Annotated in this window: 18 protein-coding genes; 9 read left to right on the forward strand and 9 right to left on the reverse strand. The window is 69.3% G+C overall.

Annotation, left to right across the window (positions count from 1 at the left end):
• Positions 1-10: 10 nt before the first annotated feature.
• Entirely contained in the window at positions 11-532 is a 522-nt protein-coding gene (locus LRM40_RS08385) for an FKBP-type peptidyl-prolyl cis-trans isomerase (RefSeq protein ID WP_151123915.1), read from the reverse strand.
• 39 nt (positions 533-571) lie between these two features.
• On the opposite strand from LRM40_RS08385, the gene LRM40_RS08390 reads away from it, so the two are divergent.
• The gene (locus tag LRM40_RS08390; protein WP_211372983.1) at positions 572-1699 is read left to right on the forward strand and encodes a JmjC domain-containing protein; all 1128 of its coding nucleotides are present in this window, start codon (positions 572-574) and stop codon (positions 1697-1699) included.
• A gap of 257 nt (positions 1700-1956) precedes the next feature.
• Positions 1957-2157, forward strand: a complete 201-nt coding sequence (locus LRM40_RS08395; RefSeq protein ID WP_151123914.1) for a hypothetical protein — start codon at positions 1957-1959, stop codon at positions 2155-2157.
• A 145-nt stretch (positions 2158-2302) separates the two neighbouring features.
• On the opposite strand, the gene bamC is transcribed toward LRM40_RS08395, so the two are convergent.
• From bamC to LRM40_RS08420, 5 genes are all read right to left on the reverse strand, one after another.
• Positions 2303-3469: an NlpB/DapX family lipoprotein gene (gene bamC, locus LRM40_RS08400; RefSeq protein WP_231067796.1), complete on the reverse strand. Its 1167-nt coding sequence runs from the start codon at positions 3467-3469 to the stop codon at positions 2303-2305.
• A gap of 88 nt (positions 3470-3557) precedes the next feature.
• Complete coding sequence (gene dapA / locus LRM40_RS08405; RefSeq protein WP_151123913.1) at positions 3558-4439, reverse strand: 4-hydroxy-tetrahydrodipicolinate synthase; 882 nt, start codon at positions 4437-4439, stop codon at positions 3558-3560.
• Between the two features lie 30 nt (positions 4440-4469).
• Positions 4470-5054, reverse strand: coding sequence for a class I SAM-dependent methyltransferase (locus LRM40_RS08410; RefSeq protein ID WP_151123912.1), 585 nt, complete (start codon positions 5052-5054; stop codon positions 4470-4472).
• Positions 5055-5064: 10 nt separating this feature from the next.
• A complete protein-coding gene (locus LRM40_RS08415) occupies positions 5065-5229 on the reverse strand; it encodes a hypothetical protein (RefSeq protein ID WP_170288856.1) in 165 nt (54 codons plus the stop codon).
• 14 nt (positions 5230-5243) lie between these two features.
• Positions 5244-6434 carry an MFS transporter gene (locus LRM40_RS08420; RefSeq protein WP_231067797.1) on the reverse strand — a complete coding sequence of 397 codons (1191 nt, stop codon included), beginning with the start codon at positions 6432-6434 and terminating at the stop codon, positions 5244-5246.
• A gap of 153 nt (positions 6435-6587) precedes the next feature.
• On the opposite strand from LRM40_RS08420, the gene LRM40_RS08425 reads away from it, so the two are divergent.
• The 3 genes from LRM40_RS08425 (at position 6588) to parC (ending at position 11763) form a co-directional block, all read left to right on the forward strand.
• Positions 6588-8582, forward strand: a complete 1995-nt coding sequence (locus LRM40_RS08425; RefSeq protein ID WP_151123910.1) for a DNA topoisomerase IV subunit B — start codon at positions 6588-6590, stop codon at positions 8580-8582.
• A gap of 109 nt (positions 8583-8691) precedes the next feature.
• Entirely contained in the window at positions 8692-9432 is a 741-nt protein-coding gene (locus LRM40_RS08430) for a lytic transglycosylase domain-containing protein (RefSeq protein ID WP_151123909.1), read from the forward strand.
• A gap of 15 nt (positions 9433-9447) precedes the next feature.
• A complete protein-coding gene (parC, locus tag LRM40_RS08435) occupies positions 9448-11763 on the forward strand; it encodes a DNA topoisomerase IV subunit A (protein ID WP_151123908.1) in 2316 nt (771 codons plus the stop codon).
• Positions 11764-11781: 18 nt separating this feature from the next.
• On the opposite strand, the gene ubiM is transcribed toward parC, so the two are convergent.
• The 3 genes from ubiM to LRM40_RS08450 all read right to left on the reverse strand — a co-directional run bounded on the left by ubiM (position 11782) and on the right by LRM40_RS08450 (position 14143).
• Positions 11782-13113 carry a 5-demethoxyubiquinol-8 5-hydroxylase UbiM gene (gene ubiM, locus LRM40_RS08440; RefSeq protein ID WP_151123907.1) on the reverse strand — a complete coding sequence of 444 codons (1332 nt, stop codon included), beginning with the start codon at positions 13111-13113 and terminating at the stop codon, positions 11782-11784.
• Between the two features lie 80 nt (positions 13114-13193).
• Positions 13194-13685: a disulfide bond formation protein B gene (locus LRM40_RS08445; protein WP_170288855.1), complete on the reverse strand. Its 492-nt coding sequence runs from the start codon at positions 13683-13685 to the stop codon at positions 13194-13196.
• Positions 13682-14143 (reverse strand): RidA family protein, encoded by a 462-nt coding sequence (locus LRM40_RS08450; RefSeq protein WP_151123906.1) that lies wholly within the window; start codon positions 14141-14143, stop codon positions 13682-13684. The genes LRM40_RS08445 and LRM40_RS08450 overlap by 4 nt, the downstream gene beginning before the upstream one ends.
• Before the next feature lie 58 nt (positions 14144-14201).
• Here LRM40_RS08450 and LRM40_RS08455 point away from each other — a divergent pair, with 58 nt between their 5' ends.
• The 4 genes from LRM40_RS08455 (at position 14202) to LRM40_RS08470 (ending at position 22770) form a co-directional block, all read left to right on the forward strand.
• Positions 14202-16736, forward strand: coding sequence for a DNA internalization-related competence protein ComEC/Rec2 (locus LRM40_RS08455; RefSeq protein ID WP_170288854.1), 2535 nt, complete (start codon positions 14202-14204; stop codon positions 16734-16736).
• A complete protein-coding gene (locus LRM40_RS08460; protein WP_151123904.1) occupies positions 16733-18166 on the forward strand; it encodes a circularly permuted type 2 ATP-grasp protein in 1434 nt (477 codons plus the stop codon). The genes LRM40_RS08455 and LRM40_RS08460 overlap by 4 nt, the downstream gene beginning before the upstream one ends.
• 23 nt (positions 18167-18189) lie before the next feature.
• Entirely contained in the window at positions 18190-19146 is a 957-nt protein-coding gene (locus LRM40_RS08465) for an alpha-E domain-containing protein (RefSeq protein WP_151123903.1), read from the forward strand.
• A gap of 120 nt (positions 19147-19266) precedes the next feature.
• Positions 19267-22770 carry a transglutaminase family protein gene (locus LRM40_RS08470; RefSeq protein ID WP_151123902.1) on the forward strand — a complete coding sequence of 1168 codons (3504 nt, stop codon included), beginning with the start codon at positions 19267-19269 and terminating at the stop codon, positions 22768-22770.
• Positions 22771-22781: the final 11 nt, after the last annotated feature.

The raw sequence follows: 22781 nt of genomic DNA on the forward strand, positions 1-22781 counted from the left end.
CCGCAGGGCCTCAGTGCAGGGGCTCGCCGGGCGGCGGACCGCTGACCACGGCGAAAGGCGAGTCGCCCACCGAGCCGGCGTCGATTTCCTCGGCGCTGGCCTCGCGCACCTCCAGCACCTTCAGCGCGATGCGCAGGGCCATGCCGGCCAGCGGGTGGTTGGCGTCGAGCACCACGTGCTCGGGGTAGACCTCGGTGACGGTGTAGATCAGGTCCTCGGGCATGTCGGGGGTGACGGCCCCCTCGGGCAGGCCTTCGAAGCGCATGCCTGGCTCCACGCCCTCCGGGAAGAGCGCGCGGGCTTCGTAGCAGAGCAGATCGGCGTCGTAGTCGCCGAAGGCATGCTCGGGTTCCAGATGCAGCTCGGCCTCGAAGCCGACGCCCTGACCCGCCAGGGCCTCCTCGACCTTGGGCAGCAGGTCCTCGCCACCGTAGAAGAATTCCACGGGTTCGCTCAGTTCGTCGATGAGCTGCCCCTGGCCGTCCGAAAGTCGCCAGGTCAGCGTCACCACACAAGGGGAAGTGATGTCCATCAGGGGATGATCGCACAAGGGCGGCCACAATCCGGCCCCATGACCGTGAACCCTCTGCAGAAACTCCCCTTGCTGGGCGGCCTGTCGCCGGCCCAGTTCATGCGCCGCCATTGGCAGAAGAAGCCCTGCCTCATCCGTCAAGCCGTGCCCGGCGTGGTGCCGCCGGTGACGCGCCCCGAGCTGCTGGCGCTGGCCGCGCGCGACGATGTCGAATCCCGCCTGGTCCAGCAGGCCAAGGGGGGCTGGCAGTTGCGCCACGGCCCCTTCGAGCGGCGCCAGATCCCACCCTTCAGCCGGCCGGGCTGGACGTTGCTGGTCCAGGGGCTGGACCTGCACGTGCCGGCCGCCCATGAGCTGCTGAGCCAGTTCCGCTTCGTGCCCGAGGCGCGCCTGGACGATCTGATGATCAGCTATGCCAGCGATGGCGGCGGCGTCGGGCCGCACACCGATTCCTACGATGTGTTCCTCTTGCAGGTCTCGGGGCAGCGCCGCTGGCGCGTGGGGTCGGTGAAGGACGCCACCCTGGTGGACGGCGTGCCGGTGAAACTGCTGGCCAACTTTCAGCCCACGGAGGAATGGGTGCTGGAACCCGGGGACATGCTCTACCTGCCTCCCCGCTGGGGGCATGACGGCATTGCCGTGGGCAACGACTGCATGACCTGCTCGGTGGGCTTCCGCACCCCCACGCCGACGGAAACCGCCCGCGATGTGCTGCAGCGCATGATCGACGCACTGGAGGCGCCGGACCAGGAACCGCATTACCGCGATCCGGCCCAGTCGGCCACCGACACTCCGGGCCTGATTCCGGCGGCTTTGCAGGAGTTCGCGCAGAAAGCGGTGATTTCCGCGCTCAATGACGCCCACAGCCTGTCCTGTGCCCTGGGGGAATCGTTGACCGAGCCCAAGGCCATCGTCTGGTTCGAGGGCGGTGAGCCTCTTCAAGCCGGGCAGGGCCTGAGCCTGGACCGTCGCACCCGCATGATGTACGACGAGCGACACGTCTTCATCAATGGAGAATCCTTCCGCGCCGGTGGACGGGATGCCCGGCTGATGCGGCAACTGGCGGATCAGCGGACGCTGGGTGCCCGGGAGGTGGCGCAACTCAGCGCGGATGCCCGTGAACTGGTGTCGGACTGGGCCGAGGCCGGATGGCTCCGCGGTGTCTGAGGAGAATCTGACGTTGGCGGGGCATGATGCGCGTTGGCAACGTTTTGGTGCAGCCGCCCAGATCGGGCCCTCATGTTGTACCGGGAACTTTCCCTGAGTCTGCGTATAATGTCAGTCTGGGCTCAGAAAAGGGTTCTCAGAGCGAACGACCGCCCTCTGAACATTTCTGGACCTCGCGAGGAGGAGGCGCGCACGAACAGCGAGCTTCCAGAATGACCGGTATTTTTTGTTCGACTCTTTTCGATTCGAGGATATTCATGAACAAGTCGCTCCTGCTGGCTTCCCTGATCGCTGCTGCTGCCCTGACCGCTTGCGGCAAGAAGGAAGAGGCTCCCGCTCCGATGGACGCCGCTCCCTCGGCCGCCGCTCCCGCTTCGGAAGTGGCCCCCGCTGCTTCGGACGCCGCTCCGGCCGCTTCGGAAGCCGCTGCTCCCGCTTCGGAAGCCGCTTCGAACTAAGCTGACTGCCACGTTGCTGCATTGCAGCGACGTGTTGAAAGAAAGCCGCCTGCTGAGGGCGGCTTTTTTTATGTCCGCGCGATGTCGCGCGGCATGAAAAAAGGGCAACCTGAGGCTGCCCTTGGGTGAATCCATTCGGACGGATTCAATATTTCAGCTCGTCCACCAACTGTTGGGCGATGCGCTGTGCGCTCTCGCTGTTGTCGGGATCGCCATTGGGCTTCTGCACGGTGATCTGGGTGCCGTTGCCGGCCGCCTTGAGCACGATGCGATAGCGGCCCAGAGCCAGTTCCGCCGGATCCTTCGCGCCGAACAGCTTGGAGATGAAGTTGGGCGAATCCTGCGCGGCCACCTTGGGGTCGACGTAGCGCACAGCGTAGGTGGCCAGGGCGCGGTCGCGCTCCTCCACCGTGAAGCCGGTTCGGTCCAGGGCCAGACCGACGCGACGCCAGGTGCGTTCCAGGCCGTCATCCACCTCCAGCGTGGCGCCTGCCTGGCCGCTGAGCACGCGGGCCTTGCCCGCCACCTGCACCACCGGCGGCGCCGACGCTGCGGCGTCCGAGGCGGCACCGGCCGGCGCCGCAGCCACGGTCGTGGGCGACAAGGCCTGCATCAGGCGGGTGAGCAACTCGGTCTCCAGGGCCGGGTCGGCGGGGCGGTTGGTCCAGGTCGTGTTGCCGTCGCGGTTGATGTAGACCTCTTCAAGCCCGTGATGGGCGACGTAGATCTCCGAACCCTTGCCATCGGCGCCGCGCAGCACCCGGATGGTGAAACGGTCGCGCAGGCCGCTGTCGTAGAAGGCGTCGAGCACCTGACCGATCGTGGAGCGGATCAGGTCCTTGGGCAGGTTGGCCCGGTTCTCGATCCAGTCCGTCTCCAGCACGCCGGAGGCCGCGTCCTCCTTCTGGAACTTGAAGTTGCGATCCAGGAAGAACTGCCGCACCAGAGGCCAGACCTCTTCCGGACTGCGCGGGCTGACCAGCCACTGCTGCTGGCCCATGCGGGCCAGGTGGGTGTCGCCCACCTGGTTGATGGCCACGGTGGGCGTGGCCGCCGCGCCGGTCGCTGCCGCGGGCTTGACGGAGCCGAGGGCGGATGCCGACACCGTGCCGGCCTGCGGCGCATAGCGGTTGTCACGCGCCAGCTGGGTCAGGTCGGGTGGCACATCCAGCGGCTGCACCTTGCGGGAGGCCGTGCCGTAGTCGATCTTGTCGTCGGGCAGCACGCTGCTGAGCATGCCGCAACCGGCCAGGCTGGCCGCCAGGGCCAGGGTGGCGCCGCGCACGGCCGTGATCGAGAAGGCTTGTTTCACTTGGGAGATCTCCGGAGGGCGCATGCCGGGTCGGCGCGCCGCAGGGACAGGGGAACAGCGGTGCCCGGTGGGGCACCGCACAGGTCGCTCACAGGATGCCGGAATCGCGCAGGGCCTGGCCCACGGTGGCCTGGCCGGCCGGGGACAGTTCGACGATCGGCAGGCGCAGCACGTTGCGGCAGCGGCCCATCTGCGACAGCGCCCACTTGGTGGGGGCGGGGCTGGATTCGCAGAACAGCTGCTTGTGCAGCGGCAGCAGACGGAAGTGGATCTCGCGGGCCTTGGCGATGTCGCCGGCAATGGCGGCCATGCACAGCTCGTGCATCAGCTTGGGCGCCACGTTGGCAGTGACGCTCACATTGCCCTTGCCGCCCAGCAGCATCAGGGCGATGGCGGTGCTGTCGTCACCCGAATAGACCGAGAAGCTCGAAGGGACCTGCTTGAGCAGCCAGGCCGCGCGTTCGATGCTGCCTGTGGCTTCCTTGATGCCGAAGATGCCGGGCACCTCGGTCAGGCGCAGCACCGTCTCGGGCTGCATGTCCGCCACCGTGCGGCCGGGCACGTTGTAGAGCATCACCGGGATGTCCACCGCTTCGGCGATGGCGCGGAAGTGGCGGTAGATGCCTTCCTGGGACGGCTTGTTGTAGTAAGGCACGACCTGCAGGGTGCAGTCGGCGCCGACTTCCTTGGCGTACTTGGACAGCGAGATGGCCTCGGCGGTGCTGTTGGCACCGGCGCCGGCCAGGATGGGCACCCGGCCTTTGGCGTGTTCGACGGCCACGCGGATGATCTCGCAGTGTTCTTCCACGTCGACGGTGGCCGACTCGCCCGTGGTGCCGACCACGCCGATGCAGTCGGTGCCTTCGGCGATGTGCCAGTCGATCAGTGCCTTGAGCGCGTCGTAGTCGACGCTGCCGTCTTCGTGCATCGGCGTCACCAGCGCGACGATGCTGCCAACAATCGGTGTCATCAGGATGGATCCTCAGAGGAAGCGACGATTCTAGCCCTGGGCCGAGGCCAAAACCGGCAGCGCATGCTGCCGCGCGGCCCCGCCGGGACGCACGGCGGCAATGCGCTGGACAAAGCGGTCGGGTGCCGGGACAAAACCGTCCTCGTAGCCCAGCACCCGCCACCCTTGGCAGAGCGTCAGCAACTCACCATGGCGCAGCAGGAAGTCCGGTCGCGAAGGCTTGCCGATGGAGGCCTGTTCCTCGCCAAAAGTTTCGTAGACCAGCAGGCCACCGGGGGCCACCGTGTCGGCCAGTTCGGCCCAGCGGGGACGCCACAGGTAGTTCGTCACCACCACCGCGTCGAATTGCCGGCCGGCCAGGGGCCAGGGGCCCGATTCCAGGTCGGCCTGCAGCAGCTCGGCCGGCACAGCCCGATCGGCCCGGTCAGCCTGGCCTGCCAGGTCCGCCAGCCGCGAGAGATCCCGGTCCACCCCGGTGACCTGGTACCCCCGGGTCGCCAGCCAGTGCAGGTGGCGGCCGCTGCCGCAGGCCAGGTCCAGCACGCGGCTGCCCGGGGGCAGGGCTTCGGTCCAACGGGTCACCCAGTCCGAGGGGCGCGGCGAGCAGTTCGACATTCGTGTCCGGTCAGAAGCAGGCCCAGAGCCGGCCCGCCAGGTCCAGGGCCAGTTCGGGCCGCAGATAGGCCAGGAATACCGTGGCCAGCACCGCCACCACCCCGAGCCAGACCAGCCAGCGTCTGGCGGTGCCAGAGGCGCGAGGCCGGTGTGACGGCAGAGGCGAAGAGGGCATGGGGTGTCGGGAACTCAGGCGGTTGCCGCGACGGGCCGCACGATGGGGGTCTCGCGCACGGGCTGGTTGGCCAGGCCGGCGAACACGCCCAGGCCCACGGCAATCCACCAGACCACGTCGTAGCTGCCGGTCAGATCGTACAGCCAGCCGCCCAGCCAGACTCCCAGGAACGAGCCGATCTGGTGGCTGAAGAAGACGATGCCGCCCAGCATGGACATGTACTGCACGCCGAACACCTGGGCCACGATGGCGTTGGTGGGCGGCACGGTGGACAGCCACAGAAAGCCCATCACGGCGGCGAACAGGTAGACGCTCAGCGGTGTGAGCGGCGCCCACAGGAAGAGCACGATGACCACCGAACGCAGCAGATAGATGCCCGAGAGGATGTGGCGCTTGGCCATGCGCTGGCCCAGCAGCCCGGCGGTGTAGGTGCCGAAGACGTTGAAAAGGCCGATCAGCGCCAGGGCGGTGGTGGCCACCTGCGGGGCCAGGCCGTGGTCCTTCAGATAGCTGGGCATGTGCACGCCGATGAACACCACCTGGAAGCCGCAGACGAAGTAGCCGGCCGTCAGCCAGCGGAAGCTCGAGGAGCCCAGGGCCTCGCGCAGGGCCGCCCCCACGCTCTGGCGCGGGCCGCCGTGGGCGGCGTGGGCCTGGTCGGGCTCCTTCAGGCCCAGGGCCAGCGGCGCGATGGCCAGCGCAGCGCAGCCCAGCACGAACAGGGCGCTCTGCCAGCCCCAGTGGCCGATCAGCCAGCTTTCCACCGGCACCATCAGGAACTGGCCGAAGGAGCCCGCGGCAGCGGCCACGCCCATGGCCCAGGAGCGCCTCTCGGGCGCCACGTTGCGCCCGATGACACCATAGACCACGGCATAGGTGGTGCCCGACTGGGCCAGGCCCAGCAGCAGGCCGGCGCTGCCGGTGAAGGCCAGGCCCGAGGTGGCCAGCGCCATCAGCACCAGGCCGGCGGCGTAGAGCAGGGCGCCCACCGCCAGCACCCGGAAGGCGCCGAAGCGGTCGGCCAGCATGCCGGCAAAGGGGCCAGCCGCGCCCCAGGCGATGTTCTGGATGGCCAGGGCGAAGGCGAAGGTCTCGCGCGTCCAGCCCCGGTCCATCGTGATGGGGGCCAGCCACAGGCCGAAGCCGTGGCGGATGCCCATGGACAGGGTCACGATGGCGGCACCGCAGACCAGGACCTGGGTCATGGACAAGGTGCGGGTGGGAGTGGCTGCAGAAGACATCGGCGCACTGTAGCGGATGGCATTCCGCCCGGCAGGCACGGGGCCTTCGCCGCGTCGCGGGCGGGCGTCATGGGGTTGTCGCGGGGGTGGCAAGCGGCCTCCCTACAATCGCCCGCCATGGCGACACGTTCCTCTTCCGTCACGCCCGTCTATGGCGAGGCGTCCATCAAGGTGCTCAAGGGCCTGGAGCCGGTCAAGCAGCGCCCGGGCATGTACACCCGCACCGACAACCCCCTGCACATCGTGCAGGAGGTGATCGACAACGCCGCCGACGAGGCCCTGGCCGGTTTCGGCAAGCGCATCGCCGTCACCCTGCACGCCGACCATTCGGTCACGGTGGAGGATGACGGGCGCGGCATCCCCTTCGGTCTGCACCCGGAAGAACAGGTGCCGGTGCTGGAGATCGTCTACACCCGGCTGCACGCGGGTGGCAAGTTCGACAAGGGCTCGGGCGGGGCCTACAGCTTCTCCGGCGGCCTGCACGGCGTGGGTGTGAGCGTGACCAATGCACTCTCCACTCGGCTGCAGGTCACCGTCTGGCGCGAAGCCCAGGTGGCCACGCTGGCCTTCTCGGGCGGCGACGTGGTGGAGCCGCTGGCGGTGCGCAAGGCCGGCAGCGGCGACCGCAAGCAGGGCACCTCGGTGCGCGTCTGGCCGGACGCCAAGTATTTCGAGAGCGCCGACCTGCCGCGCCAGGAACTGATCCACCTGCTGCGCAGCAAGGCCGTGCTGATGCCCGGCGTCACCGTGACGCTGACCACCGAGAAGCCCGGCGGCAAGGAGTCCGAGACCCTGACCTGGCAGTTCAAGGGCGGCCTGCTGGACTACCTGCAGCAATCGCTCTCGGCCGATCCGGTCATCCCGCTGTTCGAGGGCGAGCACTACGCCGCCGAGGGCGAATACGACAATTTCGCCACCGGCGAAGGCGCGGCCTGGGCGGTGGCCTTCACCGAGGATGGCGCACTGCTGCGCGAGAGTTACGTCAACCTGATCCCGACGGTGGCCGGCGGCACCCACGAGGCCGGCCTCAAAGATGGCCTGTTCGGTGCGGTCAAGGGCTTCATCGAGCTGCACTCGCTGCTACCCAAGGGCGTCAAGCTGATGCCCGAGGATGTGTTCAGCCGCGCCAGCTTCGTGCTGTCGGCCAAGGTGCTGGACCCGCAGTTCCAGGGCCAGACCAAGGAGCGCCTGAACAGCCGTGACGCGCTGCGCCTGGTGTCGGCCTTCGTCAAGCCGGCGTTGGAACTGTGGCTCAGCCAGCATGTGGAATACGGCAAGAAGCTGGCCGAGCTGGCCATCAAGGCCGCGCAGACCCGCCAGCGTGCCGGGCAGAAGGTGGAGAAGCGCAAGGGCTCGGGCGTGGCCGTGCTGCCGGGCAAGCTGACCGACTGCGAAAGCCGCGACCTGACGCTCAACGAGCTCTTCCTGGTGGAGGGCGACTCGGCCGGCGGCAGTGCCAAGATGGGGCGCGACAAGGAGACCCAGGCCATCCTGCCGCTGCGCGGCAAGGTGCTCAACGCCTGGGAGGTGGAGCGCGACCTGCTGTTCAAGAACACCGAGATCCACGACATCTCGGTGGCCATCGGCGTGGACCCGCACGGCCCGAACGACAGCCCGGACCTGTCCGGCCTGCGCTACGGCAAAATCTGCATCCTGTCCGACGCGGACGTGGACGGCTCGCACATCCAGGTGCTGCTGCTGACGCTGTTCTTCCGCCACTTCCCCAAGCTGATCGAGGCGGGCCACGTGTACGTGGCCAAGCCGCCGCTGTTCCGCATCGACGTGCCCGCCCGTGGCAAGAAGCCGGCGTCCAAGGTCTATGCCCTGGACCAGGGCGAGATGGACGCGGTGCTGGAGAAGCTGCGCAAGGAGGGTGTCAAGGAAACCGCCTGGAGCATCAGCCGCTTCAAGGGCCTGGGTGAAATGAGCGCCGAGCAGCTCTGGGACACCACGCTGAACCCCGACACCCGGCGCCTGCTGCGGGTGGGCTACGGCGCGGTGAATTTCGACGGCACGGTGAGCTCCATGGGCAAGCTGATGGGCAAGGGCGAAGCCCAGGCCCGGCGCGAGCTGATGGAGCTGCATGGCGACTCGGTGGAGATCGATGTCTGAGCGTCGCCACCCCCCGGGCCAGGCGTCATCGGCCCCGGTTTTCGGGCTTTTGGCCGACGCGACGGTTCCTAGAATCCGTCGCGCCTGAATCCCTCCGGAGCCCCTGGCCATGTCCCGTCTCGCCGCCCGTCTTTGCGCCCTTCGCCTGGCCTGCGGAGTGCTCGCCTGGGTGGGCTTCTGCCTGCCTGCACAGGCGCAGCAGCTCTGGGGCTATGTGGACGGTGCCGGCGTGGCCCACTTCGCCGACAGCGCGGTCGATTCGCGCTATCTGCCGGTGTTGCCGGAGCCGGGGCAGCTGAACATCCGGGTGCCGGGCAAGACGATGACCGGCAACGGTCTGCTGACCTGGCTGGACATCGCGCCGGAGGTCAAGCGCCTGCAGCCCGTGCTCAAGGAGGCCGAGGAGGCCACCGGCGTGGACGCCGAACTGCTCAAGGCCATCATCACGGTGGAGTCGGGCTTCAACCCGGAGCTGGTGTCGCCCCGTGGGGCCATCGGCCTGATGCAGATGACGCCGGACGCGGCCGACCGCTACGCCACCAAGGCCGAGGCCCAGGCGCCGGTCGAGCAGCGCATGCGCAACCCGCGGCTGAACATCCTGACCGGCGCGCGCATGCTGGCCGATCTGACCCGCCGTTATGGCGGGGTGGATGTGGCCCTGGCCGCCTGGAACGCCGGCGAGGGCAATGTGCGCCGCGCCGGTGGCAAGATGCCGCCTTTCGAAGAAACGCGGGCCCATGTGCACATGGTGCTCGAGCTTTACTGGACCCTGCTGCAGCAACGCATGCAGACGGGCGCCCGCCAGCTCAAGCTGGTGGGCTGGAACGAAGGGGCGCAGCCCGTGCGCTGAGCCCGACCGAGATCGATGGAACAGACTTCCCTGAGCTTTCAAGCCGGTGACGGCGACGGATCGAACGACATCGCCCTGGCGCAGTACGCCGAGCGGGCCTACCTCGAGTACGCGCTGAGCGTCGTCAAGGGCCGGGCGCTGCCCGATGTTTGCGACGGTGCCAAGCCGGTGCAGCGGCGCATTCTTTACGCCATGCAGCGCATGGGCCTGGGCTGGGCCGGTGGCGCACCCAAGCCGGTCAAGAGCGCCCGCGTGGTGGGCGATGTGCTGGGCCGCTTCCACCCGCACGGCGATCAGGCCGCCTACGACGCCCTGGTGCGCATGGCGCAGGATTTTTCGCAGCGCTACCCGTTGATCGACGGCCAGGGCAACTTCGGCAGCCGCGATGGCGACGGTGCCGCGGCCATGCGCTACACCGAGGCGCGCCTGTCGCCCATCGCCCGCCTGCTGCTCGATGAGATCGACGAGGGCACGGTGGAGTTCGTGCCCAACTACGACGGCTCCACCGAGGAGCCCCGGCAGCTGCCGGCGCGCCTGCCTTTCGTGCTGCTCAACGGGGCCTCGGGCATTGCCGTGGGCCTGGCCACCGAGATCCCCAGCCACAACCTGCGCGAGGTGGCGGCGGCGGCAGTGGCGCTGATCCGCAACGATCAGCTGCCCGACGACGAGCTGTTCGCCATGCTGCCCGGCCCGGACTTCCCGGGCGGCGGTCAGGTCATCTCCAGCGCGGCCGACATCCGCGCGGCCTACAGCAGTGGCCGCGGCAGCCTGAAGGTGCGCGCCGTCTGGAAGATCGAGGACCTGGCGCGCGGCCAGTGGCAGCTGGTGGTGACCGAGCTGCCGCCGGGCACCAGCGCGCAGAAGGTGCTCGAGGAGATCGAGGAGCTGACCAACCCCAAGGTCAAGGCCGGCAAGAAGGCGCTGACCGCCGAACAGACCCAGCTCAAGGGCGCCGTGCTGTCGGTGCTGGACGCGGTGCGCGACGAATCCAGCAAGGATGCGCCGGTGCGCCTGGTCTTCGAGCCCAAGAGCCGCACCGTCGAGCAGCAGGAGCTGATCACCACCCTGCTGGCCCACACCAGCCTGGAGACCAATGCCCCGGTCAACCTGACCATGGTGGGTCTGGACGGCAAGCCGGTGCAGAAGAGCGTGCGCCAGATGCTGCTGGAGTGGATCAGCTTCCGCCAGACCACGGTGCAGCGGCGCACCCGCCACCGCCTGGACAAGGTGCTGGACCGCATCCACGTGCTGGAAGGCCGCCAGCTGGTGCTGCTGAACATCGACGAGGTGATCCGCATCATCCGCAACGCCGACGAGCCCAAGCCGGCGCTGATCGAGCGCTTCCGCCTGAGCGACCGCCAGGCCGAGGACATCCTGGAGATCCGGCTGCGCCAGCTGGCCCGGCTGGAAGCACTCAAGATCGAACAGGAACTGTCGAGCCTGCGCGAGGAGCAGTCCAAGCTGGAGGACATCCTGGGCAACCCGGGCAGCCTGCGCCGCACCGTGATCAAGGAGATCGAGGCCGACGCCAAGCAGTTCGGCGACGACCGCCGCACCCTGATCCAGGAGGAGAAGCGGGCGGTGGCCGAGGTCAAGGTGGTGGACGAGCCCGTCACCGTGGTCATCAGCCAGATGGGTTGGGCCCGCGCCCTCAAGGGCCACGAGGTGGACGCCGCCACGCTGGGCTTCAAGTCCGGTGACACCCTGCACAGCCACTTCGCCTGCCGCAGCGTGGATACGCTGCTGGTCATCGGCAGCAATGGCCGGGTCTACAACATCGCCGTGGCCAGCCTGCCGGGCGGGCGTGGCGACGGCGTGCCCATCACCTCGCTGATCGACCTGGAGCCGGGCAGCAAGGCGCTGCACTACTTCGCCGGCGCGGCCGACACCACGCTGCTGTTCGCCAACAGCGGCGGCTTCGGCCTGCTGGCCCGGGCGTCGGATCTCTTCACCCGCCAACGCGCGGGCAAGAGCTTCCTGACGCTGGAAGACAAGGAAGCGCTGTTGCCGCCGGCACCGGTGGCCATCGCCCATGCGCAGGTGGCCTGCCTGTCGGCCAGCGGCCGGCTGCTGGTCTATGCGCTGTCGGACCTGAAGCTGCAGCCCAAGGGCGGCCGGGGCCTGACGCTGATGGACGTGGACGCCAAGGACCCGCTCTTGTCCGTCTGCAGCTTCGGCGACGTGCTGCGGGTGCTGGGCGCCGGCAGGGGCGGCAAGCCGCGGGACGAACTGCTCAAGGGCTCGGCCCTGGCCACCCACATGGGCAAGCGCGCCCGCAAGGGGGCCAAGGTGGAAGCCGTGCTCAAGCCCAGCCAGGTGCTGCCGGGCTGATCGGGCGTCGGGCCGGTTTCAGGCCCGGCCGAAGGGGCCGCGCGCCCAGCGTGGCGGACGCGGCAGGTCCGCCAGATTCGGCAAGGGGGGCAGTGGCGGCAGCAGGCTGCGCCAGAGCGCCTGCGTGGTGTCCCCGGTCAGCTGGCGGGTGATGGCCCGCTGCACCGGCGGCAGCCAGTTGGTGGCTCGCACCACGGCTTCGCGCACCAGCTTGGCCGGGCGGCTGTCGTTGGTGAAGAGCTTCACCACCACGTTGGTGCCCAGGTAGATGGGCAGCGTCACCCGGCGGTGTTCCTCGGCATAGCGGGCCAGCGGCCCGGCCTCGCCGAGGTCACGGCCTTCGGCGTGTGCTTGGGCCAGCTCGTGCGCCAGCACCTCCACCCCGTACAGGCCGAAGTTGTAGCCGTGCGCGGTGACCGGGTGCATGCCCACCGCCGCATCGCCCACCAGGACGAAGCGATCGGCATGGAAGCGTTCGGCATAGACCGCCACCAGCGGGTAGCTGTGGCGTTCGCCGGCCAGTTCCAGGGCGCCCAGGCGGTGGCCGAAGGCCGCGTCGACCCGCAGCGCGAACTCGGCCGGCGGCAGGGCCATCAGTTCGGCGGCTCCGTCGCTGGTGACCGTCCAGACGGCCGAGGACTGGTGTCCGGCCATGGGCAGCATGGCCAGGGTGTGGCCGTGCAGAAAGCACTCATGGGCCGTGCCGTCGTGGGCGCGCTCGTGGCGCATGCGGCAGACGATGGCAGTGCGACCGAAGTCCAGCATGCGCGCGCCGATGCCGGCCATGCGGCGCAGGCTGGAGAAGCGGCTGTCGGCGGCCACCACCAGGGGCGCCCGCAGCACGCGTCCGTCGGCCAGCGTGACCTGGGCTCCCTGGGCGTCGCGCTGCAGGGCGGTGACCCGGGCGTCGCCGGTGAGCGTGATCTTGTCGGCCCGCGCCGCAGCACCGGCGTGGCAGGCCTGGCGGATGCGGTGGTTGGGCACCAGCCAGCCCAGCTGTTCGTGGCCATCGGCCTGCCCGCTGAAGGGCAGCACCCGGGGCGAATCGCCGTTGGTGACCTGGGCGGCCTTCAGCGGTGCGATCTCGTCCGCGGGCAATCGGTCCCACAGGCCCAGGCGGGCGAAGATGCGCTGGGCGCGGTGGGTGAGGGCGATGTCACGCCCGTCCTCGGGCGGTGCCACCAGGGAATCCAGCGGGGCCTGTTCCAGCACCTGGCTGCGCAGGCCGGCATCGGCCAGGGCGCAGGCCAGGGCCAGACCGGCCGGGCCGGCGCCCACGATCAGCACGTCGGGCGAGGTCTCAAAAGAGGAGGCCGAGGGGGTGTCAGGAGAGGCGGCGGTGTCGGTCATCAGGCATTCCCGCGGGGTGGCCCCGCTGATCAGGCGGGTGGCATCATCGCCAAGCCCGCCTGAGTCTGCCTTGACCGGGGTCAGTTCCGCCGGGCGCGCAGGGCCAGCACGCAGGCCGCGCCACACAAGGCGAACAGCGCCAGGCTCCACATCGCGAAGGGAATGCCCAGCAGGTCCACCGCCGCGTCGGCGCAGGAGGCCAACGGCGCGAAGATGTCCGGGGCGGCGTCGTACAGGCCCAGGGCCTGCATGATGCGGTCGGCCAGGGTCAAGGCGCAGCTGGCGCTGGACGAGGCCACGAAATGCAGCCACAGCGAGGTGCCGATGCCGCAGGCGGCCAGCAGCACGCCCAGGCCCGCCAGCGGGCGCCGCAGGGGCGGCACCAGCGCGGCCAGCAGTGCCACCGCGGCGAGCACCAGGAAGATCAGGCGCTGCAGCGTGCACCAGGGGCAGGGCAACATGTCGAAGCGGTATTGCCCGACCAGGGCGCCGCCCACGGCGGCCACGCAGGCCACGGCCACGCCCACCAGCAGCAGCCGGGGCGAGCCCGTCACGCGGGAGATGAAGCTCATGGCTTGAGTTCGACCACCAGCTCGATCTCGACACAGGTGCCCATGGGCAGCTGGGCCACGCCGAAGGCGCTGCGGGCGTGCGAGCCGACCTCGGGGCCGAAGACCGACACCAGCAGCTCGGAGCAGCCGTTGGTCACCAGGTGGTGCTCGGTGTAGGTGGGGGCCGAGTTCACCAGGCTCACCACCTTGACGATGCGGGCGATGCGGTCCAGGTCGCCGGTGGCGGCCTGCAGGGTGCCCAGCAGGTCGATGGCCACGGCGCGGGCGGCCTGCTTGCCTTCCTCGGTGCCCATGGTGGTGCCCAGTTGGCCGATCCAGGGCTTGCCGTCCTGCTTGGCGATGTGGCCCGAGATGAAGACCAGGTGGCCGGTCTGGACGAAGGGGACGTAGGCGGCGGCAGGAACGGCCAGTGGCGGCAGCTCGATGCCCAGGGTCTGCAGGCGCGCAGCGACGGACATGTCAACGTACTCCGAAGGAATGAGGGAGGGATATCGGGGCGATCCTACACTGGCCCGCATGCTGTCCGGGATCGGCGGGGTCTTGTTGCTGAGCGTGCTGGCGGGGCTGTCCGGCGTGGCGCTGCAACTGGCCCAGCCGGTGCTGTGGCCAGCCTGGGTGGACGCCGCGCTGCTGGGCGTGTCCGTTCTGGCAGCCTGGCCATTCCTGCGAGGCGGCCGCGCGCGCCGGGCCTTCGCCCTGTGGGCTCTGGCCCTGCTGATGGCTGCTGCGGCCAGCACCAGCGAGCGGGCCCGCGAACGCCTGGCCCAGCGGCTGCCCGCCGACCTGGAAGGGCAGGAACTGCTGGTGCAAGGCCGGGTGCGGGGGCTGCCGCAGGCGGGGCCCGAAGGGCAGGTGTTCGGCTTCGAGGTGGAGCAGGCCTGGCGGCTGGACGCGGCAGCCTGGGCGCGGGGACGGGCAGAGCCCGCCGAGGCGCTGACCTTGCCGGCGCTGATTCGGCTGAGCTGGCCCGAGCCCGCCGCCGGCGGCGACCTGATGGGCAGCGGCCGGGCGGTGCCGCGCGCAGGCGAGGCCTGGCGTCTGCCCGTGCGCCTGCGCCAGCCCCACGGCTTGGCCAACCCTGGGGGCTTCGATGCCGAGCTGTGGCTGTTCGAGCAGGGCATCGGCGCGGTGGGCACGGTGCGTGGCACCCTGCCGGGGCAGGCGGTGCGTCTGGAGGGGGCCCGTCCCTGGCATCCCCTGGAATGGCTGGACCACCTGCGTCAACGCTGGCGCGACCACGTCCTGCTGTCCAGCCCGTCCCCCCGGACGGCCGGCCTGCTGGCCGCACTGGCGGTCGGCGATCAAGGGGCCATCGGCGAGCAGGACTGGGCGCTCTACCGCCGCACCGGCGTGGCCCATCTGGTCAGCATCAGCGGCAGCCACATCACCCTGTTCGCGGCGCTGGCCATCGCCCTGGTCGGTCGCCTCTGGCGCACCAGCGCCACCTTGTGCCTGCGGCTGCCGGCATCCACGGCCGGGCGTTGGGGTGGGCTGGCGCTGGCCACGCTGTATGCGCTGCTGGCCGGGTGGGGCGTGCCGGCACAGCGCACGGTCTGGATGCTGGGCGGCGCGGTGCTGTTGCGCAGCCTGGGCGCACCCTGGCCCGGCTGGGCGCTGTGCGCCGTGGCGGCGGCGGGCACGGTGACGGCCGATCCCTGGGCCCTGCTGCAGCCGGGCTTCTGGCTGTCCTTTCTGGCGGTGCTGATGCTGCTGGGCATGGAGGGCGCGGGCGCGTCGCCCGGGGGCGAGGGGGCGCAAGAAGAGGCGCAAGAGGAGGGGTTTCACGGGCCCCGGTCTGTCTGGCGCGGTCTGCGACACGCTTTGATGGTCCAGGGGCTCATCACCCTGGGGTTGGCGCCGCTGAGCCTGGTGTTGTTCGGCCAGCTGTCCCTGGTGGGGCTGCCGGCCAATCTGCTGGCCGTGCCCTGGGTGACCTGGGTGATCACGCCGCTGGCCTTGCTGGGAGCGCTCTGGCCGCCGCTGTGGCAGCTGGCGGCCTGGGCGATCGCGCCCCTGCAGGCGTGGTTGCAGGGGCTGGGCGCATGGTCCATGGCGGCCTGGTCGGTGCCCGCTGCAGGGCCCGGCACCGTGCTGCTGGCGGTGCTGGGCGGCTTCCTGGTGAGTTTGCCTCTGCCGTGGCGGCTGCGGGCGCTGTCTGCTTTGCTGTGGCTGCCGCTGCTGCTGGTGCCGGCGCCCCGCCCGGCGCAGGGGCGCTTCGAGCTGCTGGCGGCCGATGTGGGGCAGGGCAGCGCCGTGCTGATCCGCACCGCCCACCACCTGTTGATCCACGACGCCGGGCCCCGCTACGGCTCGGACAGCGATGCGGGCCGCAAGGTCCTGGTGCCGCTGCTGCAGACCCTGGGCGAGCGCCGGGTGGACGAGTTGGCGCTCAGTCACCGGGACACCGATCACGTCGGTGGCGCCCAGGCGTTGATCGACGCCCTGCCGGTGCTTCGCCTGCGGGCCAGCCTGGCGCCAGGGCATCCCCTGCTTGCACAGGTGGCGGACACCCAGGTCTGCCTGGCGGGGCAGCAGTGGTCCTGGGATGGGGTCGAGTTCCGGGTCCTGCATCCCTTTCACGCGGCCAGACCCGACGAAGCCTCCAACGGGCAGAGCTGTGTCATCCAGGTGCGTGATGCCCAGGGACACAGTGCCCTGCTGACGGGGGATGTGGAGCTGGCGCAGGAGGCGGCCCTGGTGCAGCGCTGGGGTCAGAGTCTGCGCAGCGAGGTGCTGATCGTTCCGCACCATGGCAGCCACACCTCGTCGGGCGAGGTCTTTCTGGCCGCCGTGGCGCCGCGCATGGCGGTCATGCAACTGGGCTACCGCAACCGCTTCGGCCATCCTCACCCCGAAATATCAGAGCGCTACCGTCAAAAGAGCATTACCGTGGTGCGAACGGACCAATGTGGTGCGTGGACATGGGATGGGGATGGTGCGAGCTGCACGCGAAACGTGCGCCGCCACTACTGGCAATGGATGCCGGAAAACCCGGCGCCCGTGGCTGGTGCGGTTGTTGCTTCTTCCCCGGAAGTAGGAGAGCGCGAATGAGACCCAGCTTCGACGAGATGCATGCCAACAGCGCCACCGTGCGCGAGCATTACCAGACCTACGACCGCTGGCTCGCCCAGCAGCCCCGCGACGTGATGAAGGCACGGCGCGAGGAGGCGGAGATGATCTTCCGCCGTGTCGGCATCACCTTTGCCGTCTATGGGGACAAGGATTCCGGGGAGGGCACCGAGCGCCTGATTCCCTTCGACCTGATCCCGCGCGTCATTCCCGCCGGGGAGTGGCGCGAGATGGAGAAGGGCCTGCGACAGCGGGTGACGGCGCTCAACCGCTTCATCCATGACGTCTATCACGGGCAGGAGATCCTCAAGGCCGGTCTGATCCCGGCCGAGCAGATCACCCGCAATGCCCAGTTCCGGCCCGAGATGATGGGCGTGGACGTGCCACGCGAGCTGTACTCCCACATCGCCGGCATCGACATCGTGCGGGCGGCCAACCCCGATGGCTCGGGCAGCTACTACGTGCTGGAGGACAACCTGCGGGTGCCCAGCGGCGTGAGCTACATGCTCGAGAACCGCAAGATGATGATGCGGCTCTTTCCGGAGCTGTTTTCGGACCACCGGGTGGCCCCGGTGGCGCATTACCCGGACCTGCTGCTGGAAACCCTGCGCAGCGTGGCCCCGGGCGGGGTGAACGACCCGACGGTCGTGGTGCTCACGCCGGGCATGTACAACTCGGCCTATTTCGAGCACGCCTTCCTGGCCCAGCAGATGGGCGTGGAACTGGTCGAGGGCCAGGACCTGTACGTCAAGGACGGCTTCGTCTTCATGCGCACCACCCAGGGCCCCAAGCGGGTGGACGTGATCTACCGCCGCCTGGACGACGACTTCCTGGACCCGAAGGTCTTCCGCAAGGATTCGACCCTGGGCTGTGCCGGCCTGGTGGAAGCCTACAAGGCCGGCAACGTCACCCTGTCCAACGCCATCGGCACCGGGATCGCGGACGACAAGTCCATCTATCCCTACGTGCCCAAGATGATCGAGTTCTACCTGGGCGAGAAGCCGATCCTCAACAACGTGCCCACCTATCTGTGTCGGGTCGAGGACGATCTGAAATACGTGCTGGACCACCTGGGCGAACTGGTGGTCAAGGAGGTGCACGGCGCCGGGGGCTACGGCATGCTGGTCGGCCCGGCCGCCACCAAGGCCGAGATCGAGGACTTCCGGGCCCACCTGGTCACCAACCCGAGCAACTACATCGCCCAGCCCACGCTGAGCCTGTCCACCTGCCCGACCTTCGTCGAATCCGGTATCGCGCCGCGCCACATCGACCTGCGGCCCTTCGTGCTTTCGGGCGCCGAGGTGCAGATGGTGCCGGGCGGTCTGACCCGCGTGGCCCTGAAGGAGGGCTCGCTGGTGGTCAACTCCAGCCAGGGCGGCGGCACCAAGGATACCTGGGTGCTGGAAGACTGAATCGAACGCGGAAAGCCAAGAACATGCTGTCAAGAACCGCCGACCATCTGTTCTGGATGTCGCGCTACATGGAGCGCGCGGAAAACACCGCGCGCATGCTCGACGTCAACTACCAGACCTCGCTGCTGCCGCAGTCCGCGGCCGTGGCCGAACAGGGCTGGCGCAGCCTGCTGAGCATCTCCGAGCTCACCCACGACTACCAGAGCCGCTACGACGGCATCAGCGCCCGCCAGGTGATGGACTTCATGGTGCGCGACGAGCGCAACCCCTCGTCCATCCTGCGCTGCCTGCGCGCCGCGCGCGAGAACGCCCGCGCCGTGCGCGGCTCGCTGACCACCGAGGTCTGGGAGACCACCAACCAGACCTGGCTGGAATTCAACCGGGTGCTGGCCGACGGGCTGCTCACGCGCGACCCGGCCGCCGTCTTCGAGTGGGTGAAGTTCCGCTCGCACCTCTCGCGCGGGGTGTCGGTGGGCACCATGCTGCAGGACGAGGCCTTCCACTTCCTGCGCATCGGTTCCTTCCTGGAGCGGGCCGACAACACCGCCCGCCTGCTGGACGTGAAGTTCCACGCCGTGGAGAGCGACTTCTACGGCAATGCCAGCGAGAAGGATGGGGACTACGACTTCTACCACTGGTCGGCCATCCTGCGCTCGGTCTCCGCCTTCGAGATCTACCGCAAGGTCTACCGCAACGTGATCCTGCCGGAGAAGGTGGCCGAACTGCTGATCGTGCGTCCGGACATGCCGCGTTCCTTGGCCCACTGCATGCACGAGGTGGTGACCAACCTCAAGCTGGTGGCCAACCAGCAGTCGGGCGAGACGCTGCGCCGGGCGGGCCGCCTGAGCTGCGACCTGGAATATGCCCGCATCGACGAGATCCTCTCGACCGGTCTGCATGCCTACCTGACCCAGTTCCTCGACCGGGTCGGAGATCTGGGCGCCGGGATTGCCCGCGACTTCCTGGTGGCCTGCGACTGAGGCCGCGGCCAAGGTCTGGTTCGACGCTGTCACAAGGACCGGTGCTCTCCCATGGGAGCATCGCCGGTCCTGCCCGATTGATCCGATTCATGCGCCCCCCGGGGTGCCGAGGTAAGGCCCGTGTCCATCCACGTCGCGCTCAAACACGTCACCCACTACCGCTATGACCGGCTGGTGAATCTCTCGCCGCAGGTCGTCCGCCTGCGGCCGGCACCGCACTGCCGCACGCCCATCCTTTCGTACTCGATGAGGGTGGAGCCGGCCAACCATTTCACCAACTGGCAGCAGGACCCTTTCTCCAACTACCTGGCCCGCCTGGTCTTCCCGGAGCCGACCACCGAGTTCAAGGTCACGGTGGACCTGGTGGCCGAGATGGCGGTCTACAACCCCTTCGATTTCTTCCTGGAGCCGGGGGCCGAGAACTTTCCCTTCGCCTACGAGCCGGGCCTGGCGGCAGAGCTCGCGCCCTACCTGGTGGCGGAGACGCCCACGCCGGCCTTTGCGAAGTTCCTGGCCAGCATCGACCGCAAGGAGATGCGCACCATCGACTTCCTGGTCGGCCTGAACCAGCGCCTGCAGAACGACATCTCCTACCTCATCCGCATGGAGCCGGGCGTGCAGACCCCGGAGGAGACGCTGACCAAGGCCTCGGGCTCCTGCCGCGACACCGGCTGGCTGCTGGTTGAGACCCTGCGCCACATGGGCCTGGCCGCACGCTTCGTGTCGGGTTACCTGATCCAACTGACCCCCGATGTGAAGGCGCTCGATGGCCCCAGCGGCACCGAGGTGGACTTCACCGACCTGCATGCCTGGTGCGAGGTCTACCTGCCCGGCGCGGGGTGGATCGGCCTGGATCCGACCTCCGGGCTGCTGGCGGGCGAGGGTCACATCCCGCTGGCCTGCACCCCCACACCCTCCAGCGCCGCCCCCATCACCGGGGCGGTGGACGAGTGCGAGGTCACCTTCGGCCACGAGATGGCCGTCACCCGCATCTTCGAGTCACCCCGCGTCACCAAGCCCTACACCGAGGACCAGTGGGCCCAGGTGCTGCAACTGGGCGAGCGGGTGGATGCCCAGCTGGCGGCCGGCGATGTGCGCCTGACCATGGGTGGCGAGCCGACCTTCGTCTCGGTGGACGACCGCGACGGTGCCGAATGGAACACCGACGCCCTGGGCCCGACCAAGCGGGTCTATGCCCAGGACCTGGTGCAGCGCCTGCGCGACGAGTACGGGCAGGGCGGTTTCCTGCACTTCGGCCAGGGCAAGTGGTACCCCGGCGAGCAGCTGCCACGCTGGGCCCTGTCGATCTACTGGCGCACCGATGGCCAGCCCTGCTGGGGCGACCCCTCCCTGTTCGCCGACGAGCGTGACCTGCACCAGTACACCAGTGCCGATGCCAAGCGCTTCATGAGTGCGCTGACCCGCCACCTGGGCGTGGGCGACCAGTTCGTCCAGACCGGCTATGAAGACACCTGGTACTACCTGTGGCGCGAGCGTCGCCTGCCGGTGAACGTCGACCCCTTCGATTCCCGTCTGGACGACGAGCTGGAGCGGGTGCGCCTGCGCCGCATCTTCGACCAGGGCCTGGAACACGAGGTGGGCTATGTGCTGCCCATCAAGCGGGCCGAGGGCCCGACCCTGTCGGGCGGCAAGTGGGAGACCGGTCCCTGGTTCTTCCGCGACGAACGCATGTACCTGATCCCCGGCGATTCGCCGATGGGCTACCGCCTGCCGCTGGATTCCCTGCCTTGGGTGAAGGACAGCGACTACCCCTATCTGCACGACTACGACCCCTTCGCCCCGCGCGGCGAGCTGCCGGCCCCGGCCGAGCTGCGCCGGCAGATGCTGGGCCTGCGCGGCGGCACCTCCGCGGGGGGCGCCGACGAGGGTGCGGGCTATGCCGCACACCGTATTGGCGGCGGCTTTGCCGAAGGTGGCACCGTGGCGCTGCAGAACAGCCCGCAGGGCGCCGGCAACGCCGGTCCAGGCGGGCTGCCCGGCGGCAGGGTCTTGCCCGACGCCTACCCCGAGCGCTTCCAGTCGGCCCACTGGATCACCCGCACCGCGCTGTGCGTGGAGGTGCGCGACCCGCGCCGGGCCAACGGCCCCAAGGCCGAGAAGGTGGGGCAGGCCAGCGGCGTGCTCTACGTCTTCATGCCCCCGCTGGCGCTGCTGGAGGACTATCTGGAGCTGCTGACCGCGGTGGAGGCCACGGCGGCCGAACTGGGCGTCAAGGTGGTGCTGGAGGGCTACCCGCCGCCGCGCGATCCGCGCCTGAAGCTGCTGCAGGTCACGCCCGACCCGGGCGTCATCGAGGTCAACATCCACCCGGCCCACAACTGGAAGGAACTGGTGCAGCACACCGAGTTCCTCTACGACGCAGCCTGGCGCTCGCGCCTGTCGACCGAGAAGTTCATGCTCGACGGCCGCCACACCGGCACCGGCGGCGGCAACCACTTCGTGATGGGCGGGGCCACGCCGGCGGATTCGCCCTTCCTGCGCCGGCCGGACCTGCTGGCCTCGCTGCTGGCCTACTGGCACAACCACCCGGCGCTGAGCTACCTGTTCTCCGGCCTGTTCATCGGCCCGACCAGCCAGGCCCCGCGGGTGGACGAGGCCCGCAATGACCAGCTGCGCGAGCTGGAGGTCGCCCTGGGCGAGATCGAACGCAACAAGGCCATCTACGGCGAGGACATGCCGCCCTGGCTGGTGGACCGAACCCTGCGCAATGTGCTCGTGGATGTCACCGGCAACACGCACCGCAGCGAGTTCTGCATCGACAAGCTCTATTCGCCGGATTCGGCCAGCGGCCGGCTGGGCCTGCTGGAGCTGCGTGCCTTCGAGATGCCGCCGCATGCGCGCATGAGCATCGTGCAGCAGCTGCTGCTGCGCTCGCTGGTGGCGCGCTTCTGGAAGGAGCCCTACCGCGCGCCCCTGGTGCGTTGGGGCACCGAGCTGCACGACCGCTTCCTGCTGCCCACCTTCATCCAGATGGACTTCGAGGACGTGATCGAGGACATGCAGCGGGCCGGTTACGCCTTCGACGCCGCCTGGTTCGCCCCGCACTTCGAGTTCCGCTTCCCCAAGATCGGCGAGATTGCCGCCCGAGGCGTGCACATGGTGCTGCGCAACGCGCTGGAGCCCTGGCACGTGATGGGCGAGGAGGGCGCGGCCGGTGGCACGGTGCGCTATGTCGATTCGTCGCTGGAGCGCGTGGAGGTCAAGGTCAGCGGCCTGGTGAATCCGCGCCACCGCGTGACCGTCAACGGCGTGACGCTGCCCCTGCAACCCACCGGACGGGTGGGCGAATATGTGGCCGGCGTGCGCTTCCGGGCCTGGCAGCCGCCTTCGGCCCTGCACCCCACCATCGGCGTGCATGCGCCGCTGACGGTGGACCTGGTGGACACCTGGGCCCAGCGCTCGCTGGGCGGGGGGCGCTACCACGTGGCCCACCCGGGCGGCCGCAACTACGCCACCTTCCCGATCAACGCCTACGAGGCCGAGAGCCGCCGTCTGGCGCGCTTCTTCCCCTTCGGGCACACGCCGGGCAAGATGGTGGTGGCCGAGGCCGAGCGCAGCCTGGAGTTCCCGTTCACGCTGGACCTGCGCAAGGTCGGGCGTTGAGCCGGCGGTTC

Source organism: Ideonella dechloratans, from assembly GCF_021049305.1.
GTDB classification, from domain to species: domain Bacteria; phylum Pseudomonadota; class Gammaproteobacteria; order Burkholderiales; family Burkholderiaceae_C; genus Ideonella; species Ideonella dechloratans.

Bases quoted from the DNA above. Each gene is read 5' to 3' on its own strand.
- LRM40_RS08385 (WP_151123915.1), bottom strand. From the start codon at position 532: ATGGACATCACTTCCCCTTGTGTGGTGACGCTGACCTGGCGACTTTCG.
- LRM40_RS08390 (WP_211372983.1), top strand. From the start codon at position 572: ATGACCGTGAACCCTCTGCAGAAACTCCCCTTGCTGGGCGGCCTGTCG.
- LRM40_RS08395 (WP_151123914.1), top strand. From the start codon at position 1,957: ATGAACAAGTCGCTCCTGCTGGCTTCCCTGATCGCTGCTGCTGCCCTG.
- dapA (WP_151123913.1), bottom strand. From the start codon at position 4,439: ATGACACCGATTGTTGGCAGCATCGTCGCGCTGGTGACGCCGATGCAC.
- LRM40_RS08410 (WP_151123912.1), bottom strand. From the start codon at position 5,054: ATGTCGAACTGCTCGCCGCGCCCCTCGGACTGGGTGACCCGTTGGACC.
- LRM40_RS08415 (WP_170288856.1), bottom strand. From the start codon at position 5,229: ATGCCCTCTTCGCCTCTGCCGTCACACCGGCCTCGCGCCTCTGGCACC.
- LRM40_RS08420 (WP_231067797.1), bottom strand. From the start codon at position 6,434: ATGACCCAGGTCCTGGTCTGCGGTGCCGCCATCGTGACCCTGTCCATG.
- LRM40_RS08425 (WP_151123910.1), top strand. From the start codon at position 6,588: ATGGCGACACGTTCCTCTTCCGTCACGCCCGTCTATGGCGAGGCGTCC.
- LRM40_RS08430 (WP_151123909.1), top strand. From the start codon at position 8,692: ATGTCCCGTCTCGCCGCCCGTCTTTGCGCCCTTCGCCTGGCCTGCGGA.
- parC (WP_151123908.1), top strand. From the start codon at position 9,448: ATGGAACAGACTTCCCTGAGCTTTCAAGCCGGTGACGGCGACGGATCG.
- ubiM (WP_151123907.1), bottom strand. From the start codon at position 13,113: ATGACCGACACCGCCGCCTCTCCTGACACCCCCTCGGCCTCCTCTTTT.
- LRM40_RS08445 (WP_170288855.1), bottom strand. From the start codon at position 13,685: ATGAGCTTCATCTCCCGCGTGACGGGCTCGCCCCGGCTGCTGCTGGTG.
- LRM40_RS08450 (WP_151123906.1), bottom strand. From the start codon at position 14,143: ATGTCCGTCGCTGCGCGCCTGCAGACCCTGGGCATCGAGCTGCCGCCA.
- LRM40_RS08455 (WP_170288854.1), top strand. From the start codon at position 14,202: ATGCTGTCCGGGATCGGCGGGGTCTTGTTGCTGAGCGTGCTGGCGGGG.
- LRM40_RS08460 (WP_151123904.1), top strand. From the start codon at position 16,733: ATGAGACCCAGCTTCGACGAGATGCATGCCAACAGCGCCACCGTGCGC.
- LRM40_RS08465 (WP_151123903.1), top strand. From the start codon at position 18,190: ATGCTGTCAAGAACCGCCGACCATCTGTTCTGGATGTCGCGCTACATG.